The sequence below is a fragment of the Curtobacterium sp. MCBA15_005 genome (assembly GCF_001864855.1).
Taxonomy (GTDB): domain Bacteria; phylum Actinomycetota; class Actinomycetes; order Actinomycetales; family Microbacteriaceae; genus Curtobacterium; species Curtobacterium flaccumfaciens.
The window spans coordinates 17,235-42,860 of sequence record NZ_MJGL01000067.1 but is presented as its reverse complement, the minus strand read 5'-3'; the positions used below and the strand labels follow the sequence as shown (position 1 = coordinate 42,860).

General features: G+C 71.5%; 25 protein-coding genes and 1 tRNA gene. 10 read left to right on the top strand and 16 right to left on the bottom strand.

From position 1 onward, the window contains the following. Window positions 1-10: 10 nt before the first annotated feature. The 6 genes from BIU89_RS15565 to BIU89_RS15540 all read left to right on the top strand — a co-directional run bounded on the left by BIU89_RS15565 (window position 11) and on the right by BIU89_RS15540 (window position 4,989). On the top strand, window positions 11-925 hold the full coding sequence (locus tag BIU89_RS15565) for a DMT family transporter (RefSeq protein WP_027465334.1): 915 nt from the start codon (window positions 11-13) through the stop codon (window positions 923-925). A 113-nt stretch (window positions 926-1,038) separates the two neighbouring features. Beyond that, on the top strand, window positions 1,039-2,250 hold the full coding sequence (locus BIU89_RS15560) for a glycosyltransferase (RefSeq protein ID WP_071248051.1): 1,212 nt from the start codon (window positions 1,039-1,041) through the stop codon (window positions 2,248-2,250). A gap of 13 nt (window positions 2,251-2,263) precedes the next feature. Then, window positions 2,264-2,338 (top strand) — tRNA-Ile (locus BIU89_RS15555). A gap of 7 nt (window positions 2,339-2,345) precedes the next feature. Then, window positions 2,346-3,470, top strand: a complete 1,125-nt coding sequence (locus tag BIU89_RS15550; RefSeq protein ID WP_081827323.1) for an AI-2E family transporter — start codon at window positions 2,346-2,348, stop codon at window positions 3,468-3,470. After that, on the top strand, window positions 3,467-4,312 hold the full coding sequence (locus BIU89_RS15545; RefSeq protein ID WP_071248048.1) for a DUF1684 domain-containing protein: 846 nt from the start codon (window positions 3,467-3,469) through the stop codon (window positions 4,310-4,312). Before BIU89_RS15550 ends, BIU89_RS15545 begins: the two co-directional genes overlap by 4 nt. 176 nt (window positions 4,313-4,488) lie before the next feature. Beyond that, entirely contained in the window at window positions 4,489-4,989 is a 501-nt protein-coding gene (locus BIU89_RS15540) for a DUF3145 domain-containing protein (protein WP_027465337.1), read from the top strand. 244 nt (window positions 4,990-5,233) lie between these two features. On the opposite strand, the gene BIU89_RS15535 is transcribed toward BIU89_RS15540, so the two are convergent. The 6 genes from BIU89_RS15535 to aceE form a co-directional block, all read right to left on the bottom strand. Then, window positions 5,234-6,478 (bottom strand): beta-ketoacyl-[acyl-carrier-protein] synthase family protein, encoded by a 1,245-nt coding sequence (locus tag BIU89_RS15535; RefSeq protein ID WP_071248045.1) that lies wholly within the window; start codon window positions 6,476-6,478, stop codon window positions 5,234-5,236. Between the two features lie 87 nt (window positions 6,479-6,565). Further along, window positions 6,566-6,814, bottom strand: coding sequence for an acyl carrier protein (locus BIU89_RS15530; RefSeq protein ID WP_017886710.1), 249 nt, complete (start codon window positions 6,812-6,814; stop codon window positions 6,566-6,568). 121 nt (window positions 6,815-6,935) lie between these two features. Continuing rightward, complete coding sequence (locus BIU89_RS15525; RefSeq protein WP_071248042.1) at window positions 6,936-7,988, bottom strand: beta-ketoacyl-ACP synthase III; 1,053 nt, start codon at window positions 7,986-7,988, stop codon at window positions 6,936-6,938. Further along, the gene (locus BIU89_RS15520) at window positions 7,985-8,926 is read right to left on the bottom strand and encodes an ACP S-malonyltransferase (protein WP_071248039.1); all 942 of its coding nucleotides are present in this window, start codon (window positions 8,924-8,926) and stop codon (window positions 7,985-7,987) included. The genes BIU89_RS15525 and BIU89_RS15520 overlap by 4 nt, the downstream gene beginning before the upstream one ends. A gap of 78 nt (window positions 8,927-9,004) precedes the next feature. Continuing rightward, a complete protein-coding gene (locus tag BIU89_RS15515; RefSeq protein ID WP_027465341.1) occupies window positions 9,005-10,231 on the bottom strand; it encodes a PucR family transcriptional regulator in 1,227 nt (408 codons plus the stop codon). A 7-nt stretch (window positions 10,232-10,238) separates the two neighbouring features. Then, window positions 10,239-12,983 carry a pyruvate dehydrogenase (acetyl-transferring), homodimeric type gene (gene aceE / locus BIU89_RS15510; protein ID WP_071248036.1) on the bottom strand — a complete coding sequence of 915 codons (2,745 nt, stop codon included), beginning with the start codon at window positions 12,981-12,983 and terminating at the stop codon, window positions 10,239-10,241. Between the two features lie 241 nt (window positions 12,984-13,224). Between aceE and BIU89_RS15505 the strand changes: the two genes are divergently transcribed. Beyond that, window positions 13,225-13,713 (top strand): peroxiredoxin, encoded by a 489-nt coding sequence (locus BIU89_RS15505; RefSeq protein ID WP_071248033.1) that lies wholly within the window; start codon window positions 13,225-13,227, stop codon window positions 13,711-13,713. Between the two features lie 56 nt (window positions 13,714-13,769). Further along, on the top strand, window positions 13,770-14,696 hold the full coding sequence (locus BIU89_RS15500) for an alpha/beta fold hydrolase (protein WP_071248030.1): 927 nt from the start codon (window positions 13,770-13,772) through the stop codon (window positions 14,694-14,696). 15 nt (window positions 14,697-14,711) lie between these two features. On the opposite strand, the gene BIU89_RS15495 is transcribed toward BIU89_RS15500, so the two are convergent. From BIU89_RS15495 to BIU89_RS15475, 5 genes are all read right to left on the bottom strand, one after another. Then, window positions 14,712-16,298, bottom strand: a complete 1,587-nt coding sequence (locus BIU89_RS15495) for an alpha/beta fold hydrolase (RefSeq protein WP_071248027.1) — start codon at window positions 16,296-16,298, stop codon at window positions 14,712-14,714. Next, a complete protein-coding gene (locus tag BIU89_RS15490) occupies window positions 16,295-17,266 on the bottom strand; it encodes an amino acid--[acyl-carrier-protein] ligase (protein ID WP_083404418.1) in 972 nt (323 codons plus the stop codon). The genes BIU89_RS15495 and BIU89_RS15490 overlap by 4 nt, the downstream gene beginning before the upstream one ends. Next, on the bottom strand, window positions 17,263-18,438 hold the full coding sequence (locus tag BIU89_RS15485) for an acyl-CoA dehydrogenase family protein (RefSeq protein ID WP_071248024.1): 1,176 nt from the start codon (window positions 18,436-18,438) through the stop codon (window positions 17,263-17,265). Before BIU89_RS15485 ends, BIU89_RS15490 begins: the two co-directional genes overlap by 4 nt. Next, window positions 18,435-18,722: an acyl carrier protein gene (locus BIU89_RS15480; RefSeq protein ID WP_051596691.1), complete on the bottom strand. Its 288-nt coding sequence runs from the start codon at window positions 18,720-18,722 to the stop codon at window positions 18,435-18,437. Before BIU89_RS15480 ends, BIU89_RS15485 begins: the two co-directional genes overlap by 4 nt. A gap of 81 nt (window positions 18,723-18,803) precedes the next feature. Beyond that, the gene (locus BIU89_RS15475; RefSeq protein ID WP_171907809.1) at window positions 18,804-19,178 is read right to left on the bottom strand and encodes a holo-ACP synthase; all 375 of its coding nucleotides are present in this window, start codon (window positions 19,176-19,178) and stop codon (window positions 18,804-18,806) included. Window positions 19,179-19,284: 106 nt separating this feature from the next. Here BIU89_RS15475 and BIU89_RS15470 point away from each other — a divergent pair, with 106 nt between their 5' ends. Together BIU89_RS15470 and BIU89_RS15465 are read left to right on the top strand one after the other, a co-directional pair. Next, on the top strand, window positions 19,285-20,322 hold the full coding sequence (locus tag BIU89_RS15470) for a hypothetical protein (RefSeq protein WP_071248019.1): 1,038 nt from the start codon (window positions 19,285-19,287) through the stop codon (window positions 20,320-20,322). Next, window positions 20,319-21,893 carry a phenylacetate--CoA ligase family protein gene (locus tag BIU89_RS15465; protein WP_254791666.1) on the top strand — a complete coding sequence of 525 codons (1,575 nt, stop codon included), beginning with the start codon at window positions 20,319-20,321 and terminating at the stop codon, window positions 21,891-21,893. The genes BIU89_RS15470 and BIU89_RS15465 overlap by 4 nt, the downstream gene beginning before the upstream one ends. 18 nt (window positions 21,894-21,911) lie before the next feature. Here BIU89_RS15465 and BIU89_RS15460 read toward each other — a convergent pair whose 3' ends face one another. The 5 genes from BIU89_RS15460 to BIU89_RS15440 all read right to left on the bottom strand — a co-directional run bounded on the left by BIU89_RS15460 (window position 21,912) and on the right by BIU89_RS15440 (window position 25,592). After that, complete coding sequence (locus tag BIU89_RS15460; RefSeq protein WP_071248016.1) at window positions 21,912-22,463, bottom strand: hypothetical protein; 552 nt, start codon at window positions 22,461-22,463, stop codon at window positions 21,912-21,914. Further along, the gene (locus BIU89_RS15455) at window positions 22,460-23,440 is read right to left on the bottom strand and encodes an aldo/keto reductase (protein ID WP_071248013.1); all 981 of its coding nucleotides are present in this window, start codon (window positions 23,438-23,440) and stop codon (window positions 22,460-22,462) included. Before BIU89_RS15455 ends, BIU89_RS15460 begins: the two co-directional genes overlap by 4 nt. 77 nt (window positions 23,441-23,517) lie before the next feature. Continuing rightward, complete coding sequence (locus BIU89_RS15450; RefSeq protein ID WP_071248010.1) at window positions 23,518-24,051, bottom strand: hypothetical protein; 534 nt, start codon at window positions 24,049-24,051, stop codon at window positions 23,518-23,520. A gap of 42 nt (window positions 24,052-24,093) precedes the next feature. Then, window positions 24,094-24,948: a hypothetical protein gene (locus BIU89_RS15445; protein WP_071248007.1), complete on the bottom strand. Its 855-nt coding sequence runs from the start codon at window positions 24,946-24,948 to the stop codon at window positions 24,094-24,096. Continuing rightward, window positions 24,948-25,592 carry a SatD family protein gene (locus BIU89_RS15440; RefSeq protein WP_071248004.1) on the bottom strand — a complete coding sequence of 215 codons (645 nt, stop codon included), beginning with the start codon at window positions 25,590-25,592 and terminating at the stop codon, window positions 24,948-24,950. The genes BIU89_RS15445 and BIU89_RS15440 overlap by 1 nt, the downstream gene beginning before the upstream one ends. Between the last annotated feature and the right edge of the window lie 34 nt (window positions 25,593-25,626).

Here is a 25,626-nt window from a genome sequence, read left to right as displayed (position 1 = left end):
GCCTCGACGCGTGACGACGGACCTCCAGCTGCCGGACGCCGTGAGCAACCTCACGCCGTTCCAGGCGCTGATGATCCCGGTGGCCCTGATCGGTGCGGTCTTCCTGTCGCTCGGGGCGCAGTTCCAGAGCCGCGGGGTGCAGCGGGTCGAGGCGCGTCTCGGTCGGCAGTCGAAGGGGCTGAGCGTCAGGCACGTGGTCGGGCTCGTCTCGAGCGGTTACTGGGTGCTCGGCACGCTCATGCTCGGCATCGCGGTGGTGCTCCAGCTCATCAGCATCACGTTCGCCCCCCTGATCGTCGTGCAGCCGCTGGGTGCCGTGGCGTTGGTCATCACGACGTGGTTCTCGTCGCGGTCGTCGGGTGTGCCGCTCGGTCGTCGTGCGCGGCGGGCCGTGTGGACGTGCATCATCGGTGTCGGCATCTTCGTCGGGATCGCGGCGTTCGTCGGGCACGAGAGCGCGATCACCCGCCAGCAGCTCGTCACCGTGCTGGTGATCCTGGCCGTCGTGCTGGTGCTCGTGCTGGTGTCGTTCCGTCTGGTGGCCAAGCACCGCAGTGCGCTCTACTACATCGTCGGGGCGGGGGTGCTCTACGGGTTCGTGGCGACGCTGGCCAAGGTCGTGCTCAACCGGTTCGTGAACGGCACCTTCGACTGGCTGACCGTGCTCGCGATCGCCGGCGTGGTCGTGGCGGCGTCGCTCGGCGGGTACTTCGTGCAGAACGCGTACTCGAGCGGGTCGGCCGACCTCGTGATCGCGGGGCTGACGGTGATCGATCCGATCGTCGCGGTCGGCATCGGCGTCATCGTGCTCGGCGAGGCCTCGGGGGCGCCGTTGTTCGCGGTGGCTGGGTTCGTGGTCGCCGCGGGCATCGCCATCACCGGGGTGTTCCTGCTCGCCAAGCACCACCCGCAGACCCGGGCCTGACGCCGCGCGCCCGGTGGTCGCCGCCCTCATCCGCGCGGCTGACGCGACCGTCGATCCTGGTGCGATAGCGTCACTGCCGACCAGCCATCGCCCACGAGAGGACGAACTCAGCCGTGTCAGGAGACGCCACCACCGCCACCGCCGGACCGACGGGTGCGACGGGCGGTCACCGACCGTTGCGCGTGCTGATCGCAGCGGACACCTTCGCCCCCGACGTCAACGGCGCCGCCACCTTCGCCGAGCAGCTCGCCGTCGGTCTCGCCGAGCGCGGGCACGAGGTCCACGTCGTGGCCCCGGCCTCGAGCCGCCAGTACGGCACCTTCGACGAGGAGCACCACGGCGTCACGCTCGTCGTGCACCGCCTGAAGTCGTACAAGTGGCCGCTGCACCCGTGGCTGCGCTTCGTGTGGCCGTGGAGCGTCCGGAAGTGGACGGCCCCGATCCTCGACGCGGTCAAGCCCGACGTGCTGCACATCCAGTCGCACGTGGTCATCGGTCGCGGCATCGTGCACGAGGCGAACGACCGCGGCATCCGGGTCATCGCGACGAACCACTTCATGCCCGAGAACCTGCTCGAGTACACGCCGTTCGGCAAGTGGACGCTGCCCCTCGCGCTGAAGATCGCGTGGAGCGACGCCGCCAAGACCTACCGGCTGGCCGACACCATCACCACGCCGACGAACCTGGCCGCCGACTACCTGCGGAAGGCCATCGCCGGACAGCAGGTCCTCGCGATCTCGTGCGGCATCGACGCGTCCCGGTACGTGGCGCGCGAGGGACGCCCGGTCAACAACGACATCGTGTTCGTGGGTCGTGTGGCCCCCGAGAAGAACCTCGACGTGCTGGTCCGCGCGGTGGCGCTGCTGCCCGCCGAGCTGTCCGCGACGCTGACGATCGTCGGCGACGGTGAGATGATCCCGAAGCTCACCGCGTTGGCGAAGGAGCTCGGGCTCGAGGACCGCGTGCGGTTCCTGGGGTTCGTCTCCGACGAGCGCAAGCAGGAGGCCCTGACCAACGCGACGGTGTTCGCGATGCCGTCCACGGCGGAACTGCAGAGCATCTCGTCGCTCGAGGGGATGGCCTCGGGGCTGCCCGTCGTCGCCGCCGACTCGATGGCGCTGCCGCACCTGATCGACGGCAACGGGTACCTGTTCACCCCGGGCGACGTGGACGACCTGGCGGCGAAGCTCACGACGGTGCTCACCGCGCCCGAGTCGGAGTACGTGGCGATGCGGGAACGCAGCCTGGCCATGATCGAGGCACACGACATCAACCGCACGCTGTCGACGTTCGAGTCGCTGTATCGTGGTGAGCCGGTGGCCTGAGGGTCCCCGGCGAGGGGCGGTAGCCAAGCTGGTCAAGGCAGTCGGCTCATAACCGAACGATCCGCGGGTTCGAGTCCCGCCCGCCCTACGTGCACATGCCAAGGAAGCGCGACACGTCGCAGGACGACCACGCACCGACACCGAACGTCACCTTCGAGGTGACCCGTGGCGGTACCGGCGTGCGCGTGAACGCCTTCCGCATCGGGTTCATGGGCGCCATCGGGGTGCTCGTCGCGCTGCTCGCCGGGTCGATCATCAACGAGCTGAGCACGGTCCTGGTCTACATCGGGGTCGCGCTGTTCCTGGCGCTCGGCATCGACCCCCTCGTGTCGTTCCTCGAGCGGATCATCCCGCGCTGGTCCGCGATCACGATCGTCGTGGTGGTCGTCCTCGGGGCCTTCGCCGGCATCGTCTTCGCCGTCGTCCCGATCCTGGTGGAGCAGACCTCGAACCTGGTCCAGAACTTCCCCGAGATCGTGCAGGACATCTCGCAGCAGCCGTGGGTGCAGGACCTGTCGAAGCAGTTCGCGGGGTCGTTCGACATCGACCACGCGCTGCAGTCGCTGCAGTCCTTCGTCGAGAAGCCGGGCAACCTGCTCAGCGTCGGCGGCGGGATCCTGGCGGTCGGCAGCGGGATCCTGTCCGGGGTCACCGGGGCGCTCATCGTCATCATCCTGATGCTCTACTTCCTCGCGTCGATGCGGGGCATGAAGCGCGCGGCCTACCGGTTCGTCCCGGCGTCGCGTCGCCAGAACTTCATCGACGTGAGCGAGCAGATCACGCAGGCGGTCGGCCGGTACGTCGTCGGGCAGGTGTCGCAGGCGCTCATCAACGGCATCCTGAGCTTCGTCTTCCTGCTCATCATCGGTGCACCGCTGCCCGTGCTGCTCGCGTTCATCGCGTTCCTCGGCTCGCTGATCCCGCTGGTCGGCACGCTGGCCGCCGCGATCGTGATCTCGCTGCTCTGCTTCTTCGCGTCGCCGGCCACCGCCCTGTTCTCGGGCATCTACTACCTGGTCTACATGCAGGTCGAGGCCTACCTGATCTCCCCGCGCATCATGTCGCGGGCGGTCCAGGTGCCCGGCGCCCTCGTGGTCATCGCGGCGGTCGCCGGCGGCACGATCGGCGGCGTGCTCGGCGCGCTCGTGGCGCTGCCCGTCGCGGCGTCGGTCATCATCATCGTGCAGAAGGTCATCTACCCCCGCCAGGAGCAGGCGTGACGAACGGCACCGGCGCACCCGACGACGCGGTCGTCGCCGCCTTCGCCGAGCACGTCCACGACCGTGACCGCTGGGCGCGCAGTGCCCGTGGGCCGCTCGCCCTGGTGAACGCCCAGCACGTCGATCACCCGCAGCCGGTCTGGCCGGTCCCCGGGACGTGGGCCCCGGCCGTCGGCGGACTCACCGTGACGGCCGAGGCATCCGACGGCGTCGTCGTCGACGGCGTCCCGGTCGACGGCACGGTCCTGGTGGCCGGGGACACCGCCGTCGTGCCGTCGACCGTCGCGCTGCCGGACGGCTTCGCCGGCACCGTCAGCGGCGACACCCTGCGCGTCTGGGACCCGTCGTCCGAGGCGATCGCCCGCTTCGCGCAGATCGCCCGCTTCGCGTGGTCCCGCGACTGGGTGACGTCCGGCACGTACGTCCCGCTGGTCGGGGACGCCCCGGAGGCCCGTGGCAGCGTCCGTGACGCCGCCGGCGACGCCCTGCCGGTCGCCGGACACGTCGAGACCGTCGTGGGTGGTGCCGCGGTGCGCTTCGTCGCTGTCCGGTCGGCTGCCCACCGCGGAGCCGCCCGGCTGCAGCTCATCGTGCAGGACGCCACGAGTGCCCTGCCCGAGGACGACCCGGGCAGCACCTACTCGATGGGTCGGTTCCTGTACCTCGACGACCCCGGCGCCGAGGCCACGGTCGAGCTCGACTGGAACCAGCTGGTGCTGCCGCCGTGCGCGTTCTCGTACCAATACGCCTGCCCGATCCCACCGGAGGACAACCGCGTCCCGGTGCCGATCACGGCGGGGGAGCGGCACCCGGTCGACGCGAACGGTGCCGTCCTGCACTGACGGGTTGCGGTGGCACTGATCCGGTCGGGTCCTTGCCGTTCCCAGGCGTGGCGCTGCATAATGGGCGTGTCCCGTCGGGACATCACAATCGCATACCGATGGTTCCGTGGCCCCTCGGGTCAGGATCCTCCGCACCAGGTCGATGGGGAAGTCGCACCTGACGTATCGGAGGAACCGTGAACGGAACGACGACAGGAGTGCTCTACGTGCACTCCTCACCCCGCGCGCTCTGCCCGCACGTCGAATGGGCAGCAGGTCGCGCGATGAACCGCGCCGTGAACTTCTCGTGGCTCGACCAGCCCGCACAGGACGGTGCGCGCCGGACCGAGTACACGTGGACCGGTGCGGTGGGCGCCGGTGCCGCGATCGCGTCGGCCCTGCGCGGGTGGGAGCACCTGCGGTACGAGGTCACCGAGGAGCCGACGAGCGCCTCGGACGGCGGCCGCTGGATGCACACGCCCGACCTCGGTGTGTTCTACGCCCAGACCGACGTCACGGGCAACATGGTCATCCCCGAGGACCGGGTGCGCTACGCGATGGAGGTCGCGGGCAGCAACGCCCTCGAGCTGCACCGTGAGCTCCGACTCGCCCTCGGGCAGGCCTGGGACGACGAGCTCGAGCCCTTCCGCCACGCGGCCGAGGGCAACCCGGTCGTCTGGCTGCACCGCGTCGGCTGACCCGACTCGCAACACGCCGGCGTCTCGGGTGGGCCGGACGTCGGCGTCGGGTGCGCAACACGCCGGCGTGTTGTCCTGACACCGCTGAAGACTCGAGACGCCGCCGAACACGGCGGCGTCTCGTCGTTCCCGGGGTGCCTCAGCGACACGACGGCGTGTTGGCGGGACTGCGACCCGACCACCGGAACGACGGAAGCCCGCCCCGACGACGCGGGACGGGCCTCCTGGCAGAGGGTGTGACGGATCAGACGCTGCGGAACGCGACCACGGCGTTGTGGCCGCCGAAGCCGAACGAGTTGCTGACCGCGAGCAGGTCGCCCTCGGGCAGGGCACGCGGCTCGCGGGCCACGTCCATCATGATCTCCGGGTCCTGGTCGTGCAGGTTGATCGTCGGCGGGGCGACGCGGTTGTGCAGCGCGAGGACGGTGAAGACCGCCTCGATCGCACCGGCACCACCGAGCAGGTGCCCCGTGGACGCCTTGGTGGCGGACACCACGACGTCGTCCAGGTGGTCGCCGAAGACCCGACGCATCGCGTGGTACTCGGCGACGTCGCCGACGGGCGTCGAAGTGGCGTGCGCGTTGACGTGCACGACGTCCTCGATGCTCGCGTCGGCGTGCTCGAGGGCCTGCAGGACCGCACGGGCGGCGGCGCTGCCCTCGGGGTCCGGCGCGGTGATGTGGAAGGCATCGGAGGTGATGCCGGAGCCGGCGACCTCGGCGTAGATGGTCGCGCCGCGGGCTTCCGCGTGCTCCTTCGACTCGAGGATGAGCGCTGCTGCGCCGTCACCGAGCACGAAGCCGTCACGCGTGACGTCGTACGGACGCGAGGCGGTCTCGGGGGAGTCGTTGCGGCGCGACAGGGCCTGCATCGCGGCGAACGCGGCCAGCGGGAGCGGGTGCAGCGCGGCCTCGGCGCCACCGGTGATGACGATGTCGGCGTCGCCGTCGGCGATGTGCCGGTACGCCTCGGCCAGTGACTCGGTCGAGGACGCGCAGGCCGACAGGTAGGTGCGGGCGCCGCCACGGGCGCCGAACTCCATCTCGATGGCGGCGGCGGGGCCGTTCGCCATGAGCATCGGGACCGTCATCGGCAGGACGCGACGCGGGCCCTTCTCGCGCAGGGTGTCCCAGGCGTCGAGCAGCGTGTTCACGCCGCCGATGCCGGTCGCCCAGTCGACGATCAGGCGCTCGGGCACGACCGACTCGTCGTCGATGCCGGCGTCAGCCCAGGCCTCGCGCGCCGCGACGAGCGACAGCTGCGACGAGGGGTCGAGGCGCTTCGACTCGGGGCGGGTGAGCTGGTCGGTGAGGAACCGGCGCGCCTGGCCGGCGAACTCCACGGGGAGCTCGAGCTCGGCGTAACGGGGGTCCTCGATGCGGGTGATGCCGGACTTGCCGGCGAGCAGCGCGTCCCAGGTGTCCGGGGCGGTCGCGGCGAGGGGTGAGATCGCACCGATCCCGGTGACGACGACGGTCTTCTTGGTCATGGGACGACGTGTTCTTTCGTTGGGGTGAACAAGATGAGCGCCGTGGCCCGCAGGGGTCCGCGGGCCGCGGCGCTCAGGAAGCTCGTGTCAGGCCTGGGCCTTGACGATGTAGTCGACCGCGTTGCCCACGGTCTTGAGGTTCTTGACCTCTTCGTCCGGGATCTTCACGTCGAACTTCTCCTCGGCGTTGACCACGATGGTCATCATCGAGATGGAGTCGATGTCGAGGTCGTCCGTGAAGGACTTGTCGGCGGCGACGGTGTCGGTGGCGATACCGGTCTCGTCGTTGATCAGCTCGGCCAGGCCGGCGAGGACTTCTTCGTTGGACAGGGCCATGAGTGTTCTCCTTGAAGGGGGGTGTCGTTTGACCGTTGACCAGCCTAGGGCACGCGGGGTCCGGGTGCGCGGAGGCTCGTCGGGATGGGGACCGGCGCGCGGCTGCGCGACCGGGCGGGGATCAGGGGAGGACGACCACCTGCGCGCCGAAGACGAGTCCGGCGCCGAAGCCGATCTGCAGGGCGAGGCCGCCCGACAGGTCCGGGTGCTCCTCGAGCAGGCGGTGCGTGGCGAGCGGGATGCTCGCGGCGGAGGTGTTGCCGGTGGTGGTGATGTCGCGGGCGATCGTCACCGTCTCGGGCAGGCCGAGCTGCTTGGCGAACTCGTCGATGATGCGGATGTTCGCCTGGTGCGGCACGAAGGCGGCGAGGTCCTCGGGGCGGACCCCGGCGGTCTCGAGCGCCTGGCGGGCGACCTTGACCATCTCCCAGACGGCCCAGCGGAACACCGTCTGCCCTGCCTGGCGCATGGTCGGACGCGGCGCGCCGGCCTCCCACTCGTTGTAGGTCGCGGTCATGCCGATGGCGTCCCACTTCGAGCCGTCGGAACCCCAGATGGTGGGGGCGATGCCCGGGAAGTCGCTCGGGCCGATCACGGCGGCGCCGGCACCGTCCCCGAGCAGGAACGAGATCGAGCGGTCGGTCGGGTCGACGACGTCGCTGAGCTTCTCGGCGCCGACGACCAGCACGTGGTCGGCGAGTCCGGACTTGATGAACGAGTCGGCCTGGGCGATGCCGTAGGCGTACCCGGCGCAGGCGGCGCTGATGTCGTACGCGGCCGCCGGGGTGGCCCCGATGCGCTCGGCGAGCAGCGACGCCATCGACGGGGTCGCCACGGTGTGCGTCACGGTGCTCACGAGCACGACGCCGATCTGGGACGGCTCGATGCCGGCCTTCTCGATGGCCTCGCGCGCGGCGGCCTCGGCGAGGTCGACGGCCTCGACGTCCTTGCCCGCGCGCTTGCGGGTGATGATGCCGGTGCGCTGCCGGATCCACTCGTCGGACGAGTCGATCGGGCCGACGAGGTCGTCGTTCGGCACGACGTTCTCGCCGCGGGCGGCGCCGAACGCCAGGATGCGGGTGAACTCGTGGCCGCGGCGCTGCTGGAGCAGCGGGCGCGCGGATCCGGTCGGGAGGCCCGTGGGGACGTCCGTCGGGGTGGTCGGGTCGGTCATGCGGTTGCGTCTGCTTCCTGGCCCGCGCGCTGCAGCAGGTCGATCGCTGCAGGCAGGTCGTCGGGGGTCTTGATCGCGACGGTCGGCGTGCCGCGGAGGCCGCGCTTCGCCAGGCCGACGAGGGCACCGGCGGGTGCGAGCTCGATGATGCCGGTCACACCGGCGGTGGAGAACGACTCCATGACCGCGTCCCAGTGCACGGGGTTCGCGATCTGCTGGACCATCAGGTCGACGAAGCGGCGACCGTCGTCGACCCGGGAGCCGTCGGCGTTCGTCCAGATCGGCAGGGTCGGGTCCTGCACCGTGGCAGCGGCCGCGACCGGGGCGACCCGCTCGACGGCAGGGGCCATGTACCGGGTGTGGAACGCACCGGCCACGGCGAGCGGGATCACGCGGGCCTTGGCGGGCGGGTCGGCGGCGAGGGCAGCGATGGCGCCGGCCGCACCGGCGACGACGGTCTGGCCGCCACCGTTGTGGTTCGCGGGCACCAGGCCGTGCTCGGCGAGGGCCGCGGCCACGGCGTCGGCGTCGCCACCGAGGACGGCGGCCATCGAGGTCGGCTCGAGCGCTGCGGCGTCGGCCATGGCGCGGCCGCGTTCGGCGACCAGGGCGACGGCGTCGGTCGGCTCGAGGATCCCGGCGACCGCGGCGGCGGTGAACTCGCCCACCGAGTGTCCGGCGACCCCGCCCACCAGGGCGCGACGGCCCTCGGCGAGCAGTGCGTCGGCGGTCACCAGGCCGGCGGCGACGATGAGGGGCTGTGCGAGCGCGGTGTCCTTGATGGTGTCCGCGTCGGAGTTCGTGCCGTGCTCGGCGAGGTCGACGCCGATCGACTCCGACCACTGCCCGACTCGTTCACGAACGGTGGCGTCCTCGAGCCAGGGGGCGAGGAAGCCGGGGGTCTGGGAGCCCTGTCCGGGCGCGACGACGACGATCACCGGACAATCCTCGCGTTCTCGTCCCGCGGGGCCCGTGTGGACTTCCCACACGAATCCCCGCGGGACATTGTTGGTTCTCTACCGCCGTGGGGTGATGCGGCGGCGTCCGGTCGCGGACTCGGACATCGCGCCGAGGATGAGCGCCGACTGCACGATCAGGGCGTCACGGGCGTGCGTGGCGTCCCAGCCGATGATGTCGGCGACCCGGCGCAGGCGGTAGCGCACGGTGTTCGGGTGCACGAAGAGCTCGCGCGCCGTGGCCTCGAGCGAACGCCCGGTGTCCAGGTAGCACCAGAGCGTCTGCAGGAGCTCGGTGGACTGGTCCTTGAGCGGGACGTAGATGCGCTGCACCAGGGCCGACCTTGCGAGGGGGTCGCCGGCCAGGGCCCGTTCGGGTAGCAGGTCGTCGGCCAGGGCCGGGCGGGGCACGCCACGCCAGGCACGCGCGACGGCGAACCCGGCGAGGGCGGCCTTCGCGCTCGTCGAGGCGTCGACGACCCCGGGGACCTCGTTGCCGAGCACCAGGTGACCCTCGCCGAACAGGGGTTCGAGGGCCTGCGCGATGGTCGTGAAGGAGACGGGCTCCTCGCCCTCGGGGACGTCGTCGCGCGGGGTGGCGCGGCCGATCACCACGACGAGCCGCGATCCCTGGACCCCGACGAGCACGTCGGCGTCCATGTGCCGTGCGGTGCGCCGGACCTGGTCGACCTCGAGCTGCTTCGGTGCGGTGCCGACGAGCACCGCGACCTCGCCGTGGCCGTGCCACCCGAGGGCGGCGATGCGGGAGGGCAGTTCGTCGTCGTACTCGCCGGAGAGGATCGAGTCGACCACGAGCGCTTCGAGCCGGGCATCCCACAGGCCACGGGCCTCGGCCGCGCGGGCGTAGACGTCGGCGGCGGCGAACGCGATGTCGCGGGAGTACTTGAGGATCGCCTCCTGCAGCATCTCGTCGTCGGCGGCGCGTTCCTCGACCACGGTCACCACGACGCGGATGAGCTGCAGGGTCTGCTGCAGGCTCACCGAGCGCAGGAGTTCCCGCGGGGCGGACCCGAAGACGTCGGCCGCGGCGATCCACGGTGTCGACGCGGTGCCCTCGAGCCAGCTGATGAACGAGGTGATGCCGGCCTGGGCGACGAGGCCCACGGCGGAGCGGCGCCCCGGCGGCATCTCGCTGTACCAGGGGAGCGTGTCCTCGAGTCGCTTGATCGTGGCGGTGGAGAGTTCTCCGGACACCTGACGGAGCCAGGAGAGCGCACGCTCGCGCGCGCTCTCCTGGCTCTCGTGGTCCGGGCGGACCGTCGTCACGGGTTGATCAGCTCTCGCCGCCCGCGCTGCCGGTGGTGCCGGCGGTCACGTCGTGCAGGCGGTACTTGTCGATCGCCTGCTGGACGAGCGCGCCGTCGACCTTGCCCTGGCGGGCGAGCTGCTGCAGCGTCCGCACGACGACCGAGGGGCCGTCGATGTGGAAGAAGCGGCGAGCGGCCGGACGGGTGTCCGAGAAGCCGAAGCCGTCGGCGCCGAGCGTGGCGTAGTCGGTCGGCACGAACGGGCGGATCTGCTCCTGCACCAGGTGCATGAAGTCGCTCACGGCGACGACCGGGCCCTCGGTGCCGAGCAGACGCTCGGTGACGAACGGCGTGCGGGCCGGCTCGTTCGGGTTGAGGAACGCCTGCTGCTCGGCGGCCACACCGTCGCGGTACAGCTCACCCCAGCTCGTGACGCTCCAGACGTCGGCCGACACGCCCCAGTCCTCGGCGAGGAGCTGCTGCGCCTCGAGGATCCACGGCACGGCGACACCGGACGCGAGCAGCTGGGCCTTCGGGCCGTCGTGCTCGCTCGCCTTGAGCAGGTACATCCCCTTGAGGATGCCCTCGACGTCGACGCCCTCGGGCTCGGCCGGCTGCACCAGCGGCTCGTTGTAGACCGTCAGGTAGTACATGACGTTCGGGTCGGCGTGCTTCGGCGAGCCGTCCTCGTTCGTGCCGTACATGCGGTCGAGGCCGGCCTTGACGATGTGGCCGATCTCGTAGCCGTACGCCGGGTCGTACGAGACGACGGCCGGGTTCGTCGTGGCGAGGAGCGGCGAGTGGCCGTCCGCGTGCTGCAGGCCTTCGCCCGTCAGCGTGGTGCGGCCGGCGGTGGCGCCGATCATGAAGCCACGGGTCATCTGGTCGCCGGCGGCCCAGATGGCGTCGCCGGTGCGCTGGAACCCGAACATCGAGTAGAAGACGTAGACCGGGATGAGCGGCTCGCCCTGCGTCGAGTACGAGGTACCGACCGCGGTGAACGCCGCGAGGGCGCCCGCCTCGTTGATGCCGACGTGGATGATCTGGCCCTGCGGGCTCTCCTTGTAGGCCAACAGGAGCTCGCGGTCGACCGACGTGTAGTGCTGGCCGTTCGGGTTGTAGATCTTCGCCGACGGGAAGTAGGCGTCCATGCCGAAGGTGCGTGCTTCGTCCGGGATGATCGGGACCACGCGATCGCCGAAGTCGGGCGAGCGCAGCAGGTCCTTCAGCAGGCGCGCGAACGCCATGGTGGTGGCGACCTCCTGCTTGCCGGAGCCCTTCTTGACGACCTGGTACTTCGAGTCGTCCGGCAGCGTGAACTGCGTGTACTTCGTGCGACGTTCCGGCACGTAGCCACCGAGCGCGCGTCGACGCTCGTGCATGTACTGGATCGCCTCGTCGTCGTTGCCCGGGTGGTAGTACGGCGGCGTGTAGGGGTTCTCCTCGAGCTGCGCGTCGGAGATCGGGATGCGCATCTCGTCGCGGAACTGCTTGAGGTTGTCGAGCGTGAGCTTCTTCATCTGGTGGGTCGCGTTGCGGCCCTCGAAGCTCGGGCCGAGGCCGTAGCCCTTGACCGTCTTCGCCAGGATGACGGTCGGCTGGCCCTTGTGCTCGGTCGCGGCCTTGAACGCGGCGTAGACCTTGCGGTAGTCGTGGCCACCGCGCTTGAGGTTCCAGATCTGGTCGTCGGTGTAGTCCTTGACGAGCTCGAGCGCCTTCGGGTCGCGCCCGAAGAAGTTCTCGCGCACGTAGGCACCGTTCTCGGCCTTGTACGTCTGGTAGTCGCCGTCCGGCGTCTGGTTCATCAGGTTGAGGAGCGCGCCCTCGGTGTCACGGGCGAGCAGGTCGTCCCACTCGCGGCCCCAGACGACCTTGATGACGTTCCAGCCCGCACCGCGGAAGAACGCTTCGAGCTCCTGGATGATCTTGCCGTTGCCACGGACCGGACCGTCGAGTCGCTGCAGGTTGCAGTTGATGACGAAGTTCAGGTTGTCGAGGCCGTCGTTCGCGGCGACCTGGAGCTGCCCGCGGGACTCGACCTCGTCCATCTCGCCGTCGCCCAGGAACGCCCAGACCTGCTGGCCCATGGCGTCCTTGATGCCGCGGTTCGACAGGTACTTGGCCTGCTGCGCCTGGTAGATCGCGTTGATCGGGCCGATGCCCATCGACACGGTCGGGAACTGCCAGAAGTGCGGCATGAGGCGCGGGTGCGGGTACGACGACAGGCCGCCGCCGGCGTGCGACTTCTCCTGCCGGAACCCGTCGAGCTGGTCCTCGGAGAGGCGCCCTTCCATGTACGCGCGGGCGTACATGCCGGGGGAGGCGTGGCCCTGGAAGAAGACCTGGTCGCCACCGGAGGGGTGGTCCTGCGCGCGGAAGAAGTGGTTGTAGCCGACCTCGTACATCGCAGCGCTGGACGCGTACGTCGAGATGTGCCCGCCGACCCCGATGCCGGGACGCTGTGCACGGTGCACCGTGATGGCTGCGTTCCAGCGGATCCAGCGGCGGTACCGGCGCTCCAGCTCTTCGTCGCCGGGGAACTCCGGCTCGTTCTCCGGCGCGATGGTGTTCACGTAGTCCGTCGTCGGGACCATCGGCACACCGAGGTGCAGTTCCTTGGACCGCTTGAGCAGGCTCAGCATGATCTCGCGACCGCGCTGGTGTCCGTGGGTCTGGACCAGCCCGTCGAGGGACTCACGCCATTCGGCGGTCTCCTGCGGATCCTGGTCGTTCGCCCCGGCGCTGTACGGGTCCTGGTCGTTCACCGTCACCCTTGACCTCGTTCGTTCTCGTGGTGGTGGACATGGTGGCTCCGGTGGTCGGGTCGCGACCGGCTGGGGCCCCGTCCACTCTAGGCCCCAGGACCGACGCTGATGCTGATGGTGACGTGCAGGTGGACGGGTGCTTGCATTCGCGTGTCGTCGGCGTAGCATGGCCGATCGTGCACACGCGATCTGCGGCGCACGGACCCGACGGGCACACCCCTCGCCCGAGGAAGAAGCACACGTAGCGATGGCACTGGAGATCGGCTCACTCGCGCCGGACTTCGAGCTCCCGAACCAGTTCGGTGAGCACGTCCGACTCAGCGACTTCCGCGGCAACCGCCCGGTCGCACTCGTCTTCTTCCCGCTGGCGTTCTCGTCCGGGTGCACGAACGAGCTCTGCACCCTGCAGGACAACATCACGATGTTCCAGGACCAGCGCATCGAGCTCCTCGGCATCTCGGTCGACTCGAAGGCGACGCTGCGGTCGTTCGCCGAGACGAACGGCTACGACTTCGAGCTGCTCGCCGACTTCTGGCCGCACGGCGCGGTCTCGAAGGAGTACGGCGTGTTCCTCGAGAACAAGGGCTTCGCCACGCGCGCGACCTTCGTCATCGACGTGCAGGGCCGCATCAAGGCCTCGATCATCACCGAGCCCGGCCTGCAGCGCGACGTCGCCGAGTACAAGGCGGCCCTCGACCGGCTCGCCGCCTGCTCGGCACCCGTCCCCGTCGGCTAGCGTTCCGAATCCCTCCTGACGGACGCGTCCGCGTCGACGGTCGGACAGGAGGCCCGGTGCACGCCATCGACACCGACCCACGTGGTCACGGGGTCGCCGCTGACGCGTACGCCCCGTACCCGGTGCGCGTCACGCCCGGCACCTGGGGGCTGACCCGCACGGTCGTGGAGGCCCCGACCGGGCCCGTCGTGGTGCACCACCGCGCCGGCCCGGACCCGCTCCTGCTGCTGCACGGCGTCGCCGGCTCCTGGTCGACGTGGACACCCTTGCTGCACGCCGCACAGGGCGTCGGCGACCGCGGCCTGGTGCTCGTCGACCTGCCCGGCTGGGGGTCCTCGCCGGCTCCGGACGGTCCGCTCGGACTGGACGCCGTCACGGGTGCCGTGTCGGCTGTCCTCGGCGCGCTGGGTCTCGGCGCGGTCGACGTGGTCGGGCACTCCATGGGCGCGTTCGTCGGGTTGCACCTGGCGGTGGTGGCGCCCGAGCGGGTGCGGTCGCTCGCCCTGGTGTCCGGCACCACGGTCGCGACCGCCGGTGCAGCTCGGCACCCGGTGCGGGCGCTCGGCACCCTGCCGGCGTTCACCCTGCTGCGTGCGGGCCTCACGGTGACCGGTCGCGCCGCTCGTCCGCTGCTCCGGGGGATCGCACGGGTCGGTCTGTTGCCGCTCGTCGCGGCGCCGGTGTTCACGCACGTGCGACGCCTGGACCCGAGCGTGCTCGAGGCCTTCGTCGAGGAACTCCGGCCGGAGCAGTTCACCGAGGCGGCACGGTCGGCGGCTGCGTACGACGTCGCCCGGTGGCGCGCCGTCACCTGCCCGGTGACGGCGATCGCCGGGCGCGACGACGTGTTCGCCCGCGTCTCGGACCTCGAGGCGCTGCGGGTGCTCGTGCCGCAGATCCGGACGGTGCTGCTCGACGACTGCGGGCACTTCGCACACGTCGAGCGTCCCGACGCCGTCGCGCGGGAGCTCGGCCTCCGCTGAGCCGGTCGGGCCGCGTCAGGTGTGGACGGGGAACGTCGCCGCGACGCGGGAGCGCACCTCGGCGACGACGGCCTCGCGCATGGCCGGGGAGAACAGCGCGTGGTCGCCGTCCTCGACGCGGACGACGGACACCGAGCCGCGACGGTCGTCACCGGGCCAGCGCCGGACGGCCTTCTGCCCACCGAGCCGGTCGAACAGGGCTGCGTCCTCGGGAGCGACGATCACGACGACGTCGGTGCCGTGCTCGACGAGCGGGCGGACGTGGCCGACGACCCCGCCCATCCGGTCGCGACGGGCGATCCGGTCGCGGACGGCCTTCGGCACGAACCGGTTGTACCGCTCGCGCACCCACATCCGGGCGGGCGACGGGGCGTCGATCGCCCGGACCCCGTCGGCGTACGAGCCGGGCTCGGCCGGGACGCGACGGTAGTCGTTCGGGCTGATCTCGACGACCAGGCGCGGGGCCTCCTCGACGGCGCGGCCCGCGACCCAGGCGCCGGCGCACATGCCGACGAGCACGAGCCGGTCCGAGGGTGTGGCGAGTGCGGTGACGACGGCGGACTGGTCCTCGACCCACTCCTGCGCGAACAGGAAGCTCCGCTCGTCCTCGTGCACGCCGGTGCTCTCGCCGGTGGCACGGCGGTCGACCCGGACGACCCGGGCGCCGTCGCGGGCGAGGGCGCGGGCGAGTTCGACCTGGTAGTCGGTGGCGCCCACGCGGTGCTCGGCGCCGCCGCTGTGGAGCACGACGACGGGGGCGTCGTGGTGCTGGGCGGACGAGACGGTCTCGATCCCGAACAGCCCCTGATCACCGAGGTGGACGATCCGCTCCGACACGCGCCCGTCGACGTCGAGGACCTCGTCGAGGACGGGCGCGCGGACGGGCACCGCCGTCTCGGGTGCCCACGTGTCGAGCCAGGCGACGACGGTGTCGACGGCGGCTCCGGGGATGCGGGCGTGGATGCTCGTGCCGTCGAGGAGCTCGGCGCTGCCGGTGACCTCGGTCACGTCGACGCCGCCGAGGGGCTTCGGTGGCCGGGCACCCGGGCGGACGAGCGCGACGGTGGGCCCGGTGCGCGGGGCGAAGGCGAGGTCCGAGAGTGCGGCGGCCTCGTCCGGCTCGACGTCGAACCCGATGAGGCTCTCGACGCCGTCGACCACGCGGTCGGCACCGATCGTGATGGTCGCGAGGGCGCGCTGCCGACGGAGCCAGCCCTTGCCCGATGCCGGGGCGTCCCAGACGACGAGGCCGTCGGCGTCCGCGGCCGCGTTCGCCGCGACGAGGGCCGCCGAGGCCAGCCCGACGAAGGCGACGTGCTGCACCCCCGTCGTGCGGAGCACGGCGGCGGCGTGGCGCGCGGACCGGACCTGCGCGTCCGGCGTGGTGTCGGGGGCGCCGTCACCACGTCCGGACGGGTCGTAGCGCACCGAGGCGATGCCACGGGCCTCCAGGCGGTCGGCCAGCAGACGGAGCGTGCGGTACGCGATGACGCCCTCCTGCCCGAGCGGCGGGCAGACGACGACACCGGCGCGCGCGGCGGCGGGGAGCTGGACCGCGGCGCGGATCGCCGGCGATCCGGACCAGCCGTGGAGCGTGGTCACAGGGCGAGGGCCGCGCGGGCGGACGCCGGCCAGGCGTCGAGGTCCGTGCCGTGGGCGGCGAACAGGGCGATGGTGATGCGCTCCAGGCCGAACGCGATGCAGGCGCTGTGCGCGACCTCTCCGTCCTCGGTGCGGAGGCCGAACGAGGTGCCGAAGTGGTCCTCGTGCAGGTTCGCGGAGCTGATCGCGGTGGCGTCGTGGTCGGGACCGTAGACCTTCGTCACGAACTCGAACTTGAGCGCCTGCTCGACCTGGTTGCGGGCGAGCATCTGCCCGACGCGGCCGAAGAAGGGGTCGTTCGCGGGGACGACGTCGATCTCGAGCCCGAACGACTCGAGCAGCGCGCGCATCACCGGGATGCTGCCGTCCCGGTGGGCCGCCGCGGACGCGGGCGTGCCGACGTGCACGAACTCGTGCATGTGGAACGCCTGCAGGCGCATCGGGTCGAGCGAGGGCTCCCGGCGGAAGGAGTCGCCGAGGACGTCGAAGAACCGACCCTGCCGGGGCACGGTGTCGCCGATCAGGCCGTAGACCGGGTGGCAGACCGCGGGGGTGAGCATGAGGTCGGCCGGCTCGAGGAACCCCTCCCAGCGCTCACCGCGCTCGCGGGCGGCGAGCAGTGCGCGGTGGGTGCGGTCGTCGCCGGTGAACCCGGAGATCGACGCGGCGAGGTCCGGGAACGACGCGATGTAGTCGGTGCGCTCGAACGACGCGAGCGGCTCGACCGGCGGGAAGCGCAGGACCTCGGCGCCGAGGTGCTGCTGGCTGCGCACCGCTGCGGCGTCGACCGCGGCGTACACGCGCTCGAAGACCCCGGTGCGGCCGTAGAGGCCGGGCGTGCCGAGGTCGAGGAGGACGCGGTCGGTGAGCAGGCGGGCGCGGAGGGCGGCGCGGGCGGCGTCGAGCGCGGCGGCGGTGTCCGCGGTGCTGGTGTCGGTGGTGTGCGTGGTGGTGTCCGTGATGGTCACAGGATCACTCCCGTCATGATGGCCAGGTCTGCGTCGTTCTTGAGGAGACGGTCGTTGCTCACCATGACGGCGGCCCCGTGGGCGTCTCGGAGGTGTCGGGCGATGCTCATCGGACCCGAGGCGGCGTAGCCCGCGATCCCGACGATGCGCAGCGCCTTCGTGACGATGTCGGTGACGCGCTCGGACGCACCGATCTTCAGAGCGTTCGCGGCGAGGGCGTACGCGCTCGAGGCCAGCACGTCCGGGTCGTCGGCGGCAGCGTCGAACCGTTCGGCGGCGTGGCGCACCGAGTCGGCCAGGGCCTGCAGGTCGACCAGGAGCTCGGCCAGCCGCAGCGCACCGGGCGGGGTCGTCCCGACGGCGGCGCGGGCCTGCTTGCGGACGGCGCTGCGGGCACGTTCGGCGGACGAGACCGCGATGCCGAGCCAGACCGAGGCCCAGAGCACGTGCGACACCGGCAGCACGGTCTGGGCGGAGATCGTGGCGTAGTCGTCGCGGAACACGCGGTCGATCGTCGTCTCGGTGTCGAGGATCCACCCGTTGCTGCACGTACCGCGGAGCCCCATGGTGTCCCAGGTGGACGTCTGCGACAGGACCATCGTGTCGGTGCGGCAGATGAGCAGTCGCTGGTCCGACGCCGGGGCGTCCGGGTCGCGTCGGGCGGTGACGAACACCGCGTCGGCCTCGGTGGCGTACGAGATCACCGGCGCGTCCTTGCGCAGGCGGATCCGGCCGTCGTCGGTCGGCTCGATGGAACACGTGGACCGCCGCGCGTCACCGCCGACGCCGCGCTCGGTGGTGGCCGACGCGACGAGCGCACCGCCACGGACGGCCTCGATGGTCTCGAGCACGCCGGCACCGTCGCCGCCGTGCCGCCAGAGCGCCATGACCTGGCCCTGGTGCATCGCGAACACCATGCCGGTCGCGGCACAGGCCCGGCCGAGTTCGGTCGCGATCGCGGAGAGCTCGGCCACGGAGGCACCCTCGCCACCGTGCTCGGTCGGCACCGCTGCCGCGAGCAGGCCGTACTCCCGCATCGCGGCGATGGCCTCGCGCGGGGGTCGAGCGTCGCGGTCGACCTCGTCGGCGAACTGTGCGGCGACCTCGGCCACCGCGCTCGCACGCTCGGCGAAGCGGTCGATGACCGACGGAGCGGGCAGGACCAGGGTCACGACGCGAGCTCCGCGGCCGCGGTGATCGACTCGACGCTCGCGAAGGTGGACCGGTTCAGCACGGAGTCGGGGAACTCGACGTCGAGGTCCGACTCCACCGCGAGCATCACGTTGACGGTGGCGTGCGAGGTCAGGCCGAGGGCGTAGAGGTCGGCGATCGACGCGACGTCCCACGCGTCGACCGTCAGCCGGCCGTGCTCGGCGAGGGCGCGACGGACGGCCCGGTCGGTGGCCGGGTCGGCGATCGTCGCGGTGGTGCTGGAGGGGTTCGGGTCCTGTTCCATGACTGCAACCGTAAAGAGGAACGGCCCTCGGGAAACCGCCGTGCCGGTGCGGGAAACCGCACCCCTGTCCGGAGCGCCGGGTCAGCGCTCCGAGAGGGCCACCGCCGTCGCCACCGCGAGCCCCCGTTCGTGTGCCAACGAGACCGCGATCGGGCCGCACCCGATCGACTCCGCCAGGGCCGCGGCCGCCCCGGACAGCTCGACCGTTGGGGCCCCGCCGGCATCGAGCACGACGGCGACGTCCCGCAGCGGGATCGCCTGGTCCGGAGCCGGCCGGAGCAGCTTCACGACGGCCTCCTTGCCCGCGAACCGGGCAGCGAGGCGCTCCGGGTCGTCGCCGGTGTCGGTGCGTTCCCGCAGGGTGAACACCCGGTCCAGGTACCGCTCGCCGTGCGCCGTCACGGCGTCGACGACGTCCTCGACCGCGGCGAGGTCGGTGCCGGTGCGGATGGTCATCACGAGGAGCAGGCTACGCACGAGTTCTCCACAGCGCATTCCCCGAGGGGCATGGGGCGCCGAGGGGGTTCGTATGATCGTCGCCAGGGACCACCGAGGGGGAACGATGGCATCACCGTGGACGGGCATCATCGAGGACGCGCGGCACTACCCGTCGCCGCACAACTCGCAACCGATCGTCGTGCGCGTCGAGGACGACCGCACCGCGACCGTGTTCTACGACCTGCGACGGGGGTTGCCGGCGGAGTCGTTCGGCATCCCGTTCGGGCACGTCTGCGCCGGGGTGTTCCTCGCAGGGCTCGACGTGGTGACACGAGCGCACGGGTTCACCGTGCAGGAACGGCTCGACCACGCCGAGATGGACTTCGGTCGGCTCGACGCTGGTGCGGACGACCACCTGCACCGGCTGGGCACGGTGACGTTGCGTCCGCACGTGGTCACCACGGACGACCGGGAGGCCCTGGCCGGCTTCCTCGCACGGCGAACCTCACGCAGGCCCTACGACGCAACGCTCGTCGACGCCACCGCGATCGAGGCCGCGTCCGCCATCGCGTCGGCGGCCGGGCAACGCTTCCGCACCACCGACGACCGGGCCACCGTCGACGAGATCGTGCGCGTCAACCAGGAGACCCTGTTCGACGACCTGCAGCACGACGCCGTGCACGACGAGATCCTGCACTGGCTGCGGTTCTCGAAGCGACAGGCAGCGGCCACCGGCGACGGGCTGTCCGCCGAGACGATGCTCATGCCCGGCCCGGTGCTCCGGTTCGCCATGGAGCACCGCGGACTCTGGCAGGCCCCGGGCATCGGCGGGGTCTTCCGCAGGGTGTACCTGTCCACCATGCGGGGCGTCCGACAGCTCGCCTGGCTCGAGGGACCGTTCAGCACCCCGGCCGAGTACGTCGAGGCCGGACGGGTCTTCATGCGCATCTGGCTCGAGTTCTCCGCACGCGGCATCGCCATGCACCCCTTCGGGACCGTGATCACCAACCCGCGGTCACACGCCGCGTTCGTCGAACGCGCGGGCGTCGACGAGTCCGACGGGCGGATGGCCTGGATGCTGTTCCGCTTCGGACACAGCGACCCACCACCCCTGGCACACCGCCGACCCGCAGCAGCGATGACCGTCGGGGGGACCCGGTGAAGCGCGCAGCGGTGTTCTCGGTGGTGTGGGTGGTCGAGACCTTCGTCGCACTGTTCATGCCCCGCGTCGGCACCCACAAGCTCCTGCTCACGCCGGGCATCGAGCCACTCCGCTGGACCCTCGGACGCTGGCGCGCCTGGCGGACCGCGGAACGGGCTGCGAAGCGGGTCCCCGCGTACCGGGCCTTCCTGGCGGAGTCCGGACGCGCCTCCAGGCTCGACACCCGTGGCGGGATCGCCGCGGCGATCTCGGGACTGCCCGAGATGGACAAGGACTCCTACGTCAAGCGCTGGAGCATCCCCGAGCGCTGCATCGACGGCCGCCTGCCCCGACGCGGCGTCGTCGTCGACGAGTCCAGCGGGTCGAGCGGCACCCCGACCAGCTGGGTGCGCGGCCCCGACGAACGCCAGGCCACCCGACAGCTGCTGCAGCTCGGGTTCTCCCGCACCGCCAAGGACCTGTCGAAGCAGCCGTTCGTGCTCAACGCCTTCTCGCTCGGGGCCTGGGCCACCGGGATGAACGTGACCGCCTCGCTCACCGAGTCCTCCATGATCAAGTCGATCGGCCCGGACCGCGACAAGATCGTGCAGACGATGCGCGAGTTCGGCACCGACTTCACCTACATCATCTGCAGCTACCCACCGTTCCTGAAGGCCCTGTTCGAGGACGACCGGCTCGACTGGAGCCAGTACACGATCGTCGCCGCGTTCGGGGGCGAGGGCATCAGCGAGAACATGCGCGCCCACATCGAGCAGTACGCGCAGGCCGTGCTCGGCTCCTACGGGGCGAGCGACCTCGAGATCAACCTCGGCATCGAGACCCCGTTCAGCGTGCAGCTGCGCCGGGCGATCGCCGCCTCACCGGAACTCTCCGCCGCCCTCACCAAGCAGGGCGAGTACGGGGTGCTGCCGATGGTGTTCCAGTTCAACCCGTTCGGTTACCTGATCGAGACGAACGACCTCGGCGAACTCGTCGTCACCATCGCCCGCTCCGAGAACATCAGCCCACGCATCCGCTACAACATCCACGACCGCGGACACGTGGTGCGGATGAAGGAGCTGCGGTCCGTACTGCGGGCGACCGGACACGCGGCGCTCGCCGCCGAGGCCGAGCTCGACCTGCCGCTGCTGTTCCACTACGGCCGGTCCGACCTGTCCGTCGACTACAACGGCGCCGTCGTCGCACCCGACGTGGTGCGGGACGTCGTGTACGGCGACCCGGAACTGCTCGAGGCCGTCGAGAACCACCGGCTGATCAGCTACGAGGACGACCGCGGTGACCGGCAGCTGCACATCGCGTTCCAGCTCGCCTCGGGTGCCGGCGGGTTCGACGCGGATGCCGCCCGGGGTGACGTGATCGCCGAGCTGCGGCGGTTGAACAAGGACTTCTCGAACGCGATCCGCACGGCGCCGCCGGGCACGCTGCCGACGGTGGCGTTCTACCCGTACCGGACGGGGCCGTTCCGCGAGGACGGCAAGAAGCTCAAGAACGAGTACGTGTGGCAGCTGCCGGCCGGGTCGGTCGCGCAGTGGGACCTCGACCTGTCGTGGGTCGCGGCGAAGGAGGCCTGAGCCGAGCCGGTTCCGGCGCTAGTCGTACTGCGGCGGCCAGTCGAAGGGCGCCGGCAGGTGCGGGACCTCGCCGACGGTCGTGACGACGAGGACGATCTGGCGCAGGTCGGTGAGCTCGATCGAGCGCGGGTTGCCGATCCTCCGGTGCCCGTCGACCCACACCGTCAGTTCGCCGCGCAGGCCACCGACGTGCTCCGGGCCGAGCGAGACGCCCCACTCGTCGAAGAACTGCCCGAGCGTGAACGTCTGCTCCGTCGGGGACTCGACGTGCACGATGCCCGAGGTGTCGTGCGTGTGGATCTCGGCGGCGAACTTCCGGCTGTCCGAGTGCCCGACGTTCGCCGGGACGGTCACCGGTTCGTCGCCGTCCAGGATCGTCAGGTGCGTGTGCACGTGCTCGGCCAGCCGTTCGCCCCAGACGTTCCGGAGCCCGGCGGACTCGGCGCGGGCCGTCAGGTCGGTCGGCCGTGGCCAGGGCGGAGCGTCGCGGGCAATGGCCGGTCCGGATGCGGCGCACCCGGACAGCAGCAGGAGTGCGGCCACCGCGACCGCGACGCTCCGGCGTCTCACCAGCGGTCGTGGACGCTCGCGCGGAACCACGTGTCGTACAGGTCGTGCACGGTGGCGTCCAGCCCCTCGATCGGCGGCAGGTCGCCGGCGGCGGCGTTCGAGCGCGCCTGCTCCGGGTTGCGTGCGCCGGGGATCGCCGCGGTGACGCCGTCCTGCGCGATGATCCACGCCAGCGCAGCCTGCGGGACCGAGACGGCGTCCGGCAGGGACGCCGCGAAGGTCTGCGCGGCGCGCACGCCGTCGTCGTAGTCGACGCCGCTGAAGGTCTCGCCCTGGTCGAAGGCCTCGCCGTGGCGGTTGTAGTTGCGGTGGTCGCCCTCGGCGAACGACGTGTCGGTCGTGTACTTGCCCGAGAGCAGCCCCGAGGCCAACGGGACGCGCGCCAGGATGCCGACCCCTGCCTCCAGGGCGGCCGGCAGCACGCGGTCGAGCGGCTTGAGGCGGAACGCGTTGAGGATGATCTGGACGCTCGCGACGCCGGGCCGGGCGATCGCGGTGAGGGCCTGGTCGGCGGTCTCGACGCTGACGCCGTAGGCGGCGACCGAGCCGTCGGCGACCAGCGCGTCGAGGGCGTCGTAGACGGCGTCGTCCTCGTAGACCGGGGTCGGCGGGCAGTGCAGCTGCACGAGGTCGAGGGTGTCCTGCCCCAGGTTCTTCCGCGAGCGGTCCACCCACTCGCGGAAGTTCGCGGCGACGTAGTTCTCCGGGACCTGGTCGGCGCGACGACCCATCTTCGTGGTGATCGTCAGCGGCACGTCGGGGTTCGCGGCACGCCACGCGCCGATGAGCTGCTCGCTCCGGCCGTCGCCGTAGACGTCGGCGGTGTCGAACAGGGTGACACCCGACTCGACGGAGGCGTCCATGACGGCGTTCGCGTCGGCTTCGGAGACGGGACCCCAGTCACCGCCGAACTGCCAGGTGCCGAGACCGATGGGGGAGACGGAGCGGCCGGTGCGGCCGAGGGTGCGACTCTGCATGGACCCGAGCGTAGTCAGAGGGGCACGGGCGGGGTTCAGCCGAGCGTTCAGCCGAGCGGGGTTCAGCCGAGCGGGGTTCAGCCGATCGTGGCGACGCCGCGGCGCAGGAGCGCTCGCGCCGCCCGGGCGCGGGGGATGACCCAGACGGCTGCCCACAGGGCCATCGCGCTCCACAGCAGGATGAGCATCGTCGTGATGAGCGTGCCGTGCTGGTCGCGCATCGACCAGGTCATCGCGATCCACAGGACGCCGAGGACGACCTTGCCCCAGCCGGCGCCCTCACGGTCGGCCTGGGCCTGCACGAGCGGGATCCACTGGTCCGCCGGTACACCGTCGGGCACCTGGCCGTCGGCGATCCACTCGCGCACGACGATCGACCGTTCGTAGCCGCCCTCGGCGCGCCAGGCGCGGCGCTGCAGGACGACGGCGATCGCGGCACCCGCCACAGCGGTCGGGATGCCGACCGAGACCAGGACGGCGGTGGTCGCCTCGGTCCACGATGACAGGACCAGCATGACCAGGACGACGGCGAAGGCCGCGCCCGTCACACCCGCACCGAGCAGGCGGAGCCGCCCGGCTTCGTCGAGGACACCGACTCCGACACCGTTCACGGGGAGAGCGTACCTGCGGTGATCGGGGGCGGGGTGCGTTCGTCAGCCCAGTGCCAGCAACCAGCACATGCCGGCGGCGGCGAACGCCATCGCCCAGCTCACCAGGCTGCCGATCAGGAAGTACTCGGCCTGGTACCCGGTCGTCTCGCGGCGGATCTCGGGGAAGCGGACGATCCCCTTGGCGGCGATCAGCGCCGCCACGACGGGGAAGGCGCCGGCCAACGAGAACCCGGCCAAGAGCAGACGCTCGATCGGGCCGATCATGCGTCCGCCCTTGAGGGTGACCGTGCCGTCCGTGTCCGTGTCTGCCCCGGGCGCCCGGGTGGTGCGGCGCCGGTCGAAGCGCTTCCGGCGGGTCGGTTCGGCCGCCACTGCACCGGGCCGTGCGTCGGGCGACAGCCCCGGCGGCAGCGCCTGGGCGACGACCACGTTGGCCGAGTCGACCAGGAACAGTGCGGACCCGATGCCGGCGACGAGCGCGGCGAGCGGCACCGCTCCGACGAAGGCCGGGCCGGCGTCACGGTGCCAGTCGACCACGAAGCCGGAGGGGTCGACAGCCGGTGCCCAGAGCAGCAGCACGGCGACGGCGACCGCGAGCAGGACGGCCGGCCAGGACCCGGAGCGTCGGAGCCAGGGGAGTGCCCGATCGCGACCGCCGGGTGCGCCGCCGGACCGCACCGGGATCGTCGTCGCGACCCACAGGGCAGCGAGGACGACCGCGACCAGCACCGACCAGACGGCGAGGCCGAGGCCGAGCACCGCCACAGTTGCCACGGCGGCCCAGAGCAGGACGATCACCGTGGTGGTCAGCACGCGCCGTGGTGCCGCGTCGGTCCCGGTCCGTGCGCGGACGACGTCGGCGAGCCCGACGAGGGTCAGGAGGACTCCGGCGAGCATCAGCGGCCCCCGTCCCCGAGGACACGCAGGCCCTCGACCAGGGCGGCGACGCCCGACTTCTGCACGGACTGGGACACCGCCGACGGGGTGATCCCCTCGTCCGCGGCGATCTGTGCCTGCGTCCGGCCCTGCACCAGACCGAGTGCGATCCGGCGGGCGCGGGGTGTGAGTCGCGAGACGACGTGGTCGCGGCTGAGGAAGTAGGCGTTCACGAGTCGCTCCGTCGTTCCGTGGCGGTCGTCGGCGTCGTGGTACCAGGACCGCAGGAACGCGGTCCGGCCGTCCTCGCGCCGGTGGGTCTCGTTGATGGCGTCCCGCGCCGACCACCAGCCCGGGCCGTCCTGCAGCGGGCCGGCGCCGCCGGTGCCGATCGTCCGGACCTGTCCGCGGCCGATGCCGAGGCGGATCTGCACGGTCGGCGGGAGTGCGAGGGTCGCGGCCGTCGTCGCCACGAGGGCGTCGGTGAGCGTGCCGTAGATGACCTGGAACTCGTCGCCCACCGTGGCACGGAGGGGGTCGAGCGCGGTGACGTCCGCGGTACTGTCGAAGGCGTGCTCGACGTCCTGCTGGGCTGCGGCGCGGTCCTCGAGCGTGCGGGAGTCGACCAGGTCGACGATCACGGCGATCACGGGCTCGGACTGCATGGGTTAAGCGTAGAGCTTCATATCGTCGAAAGTA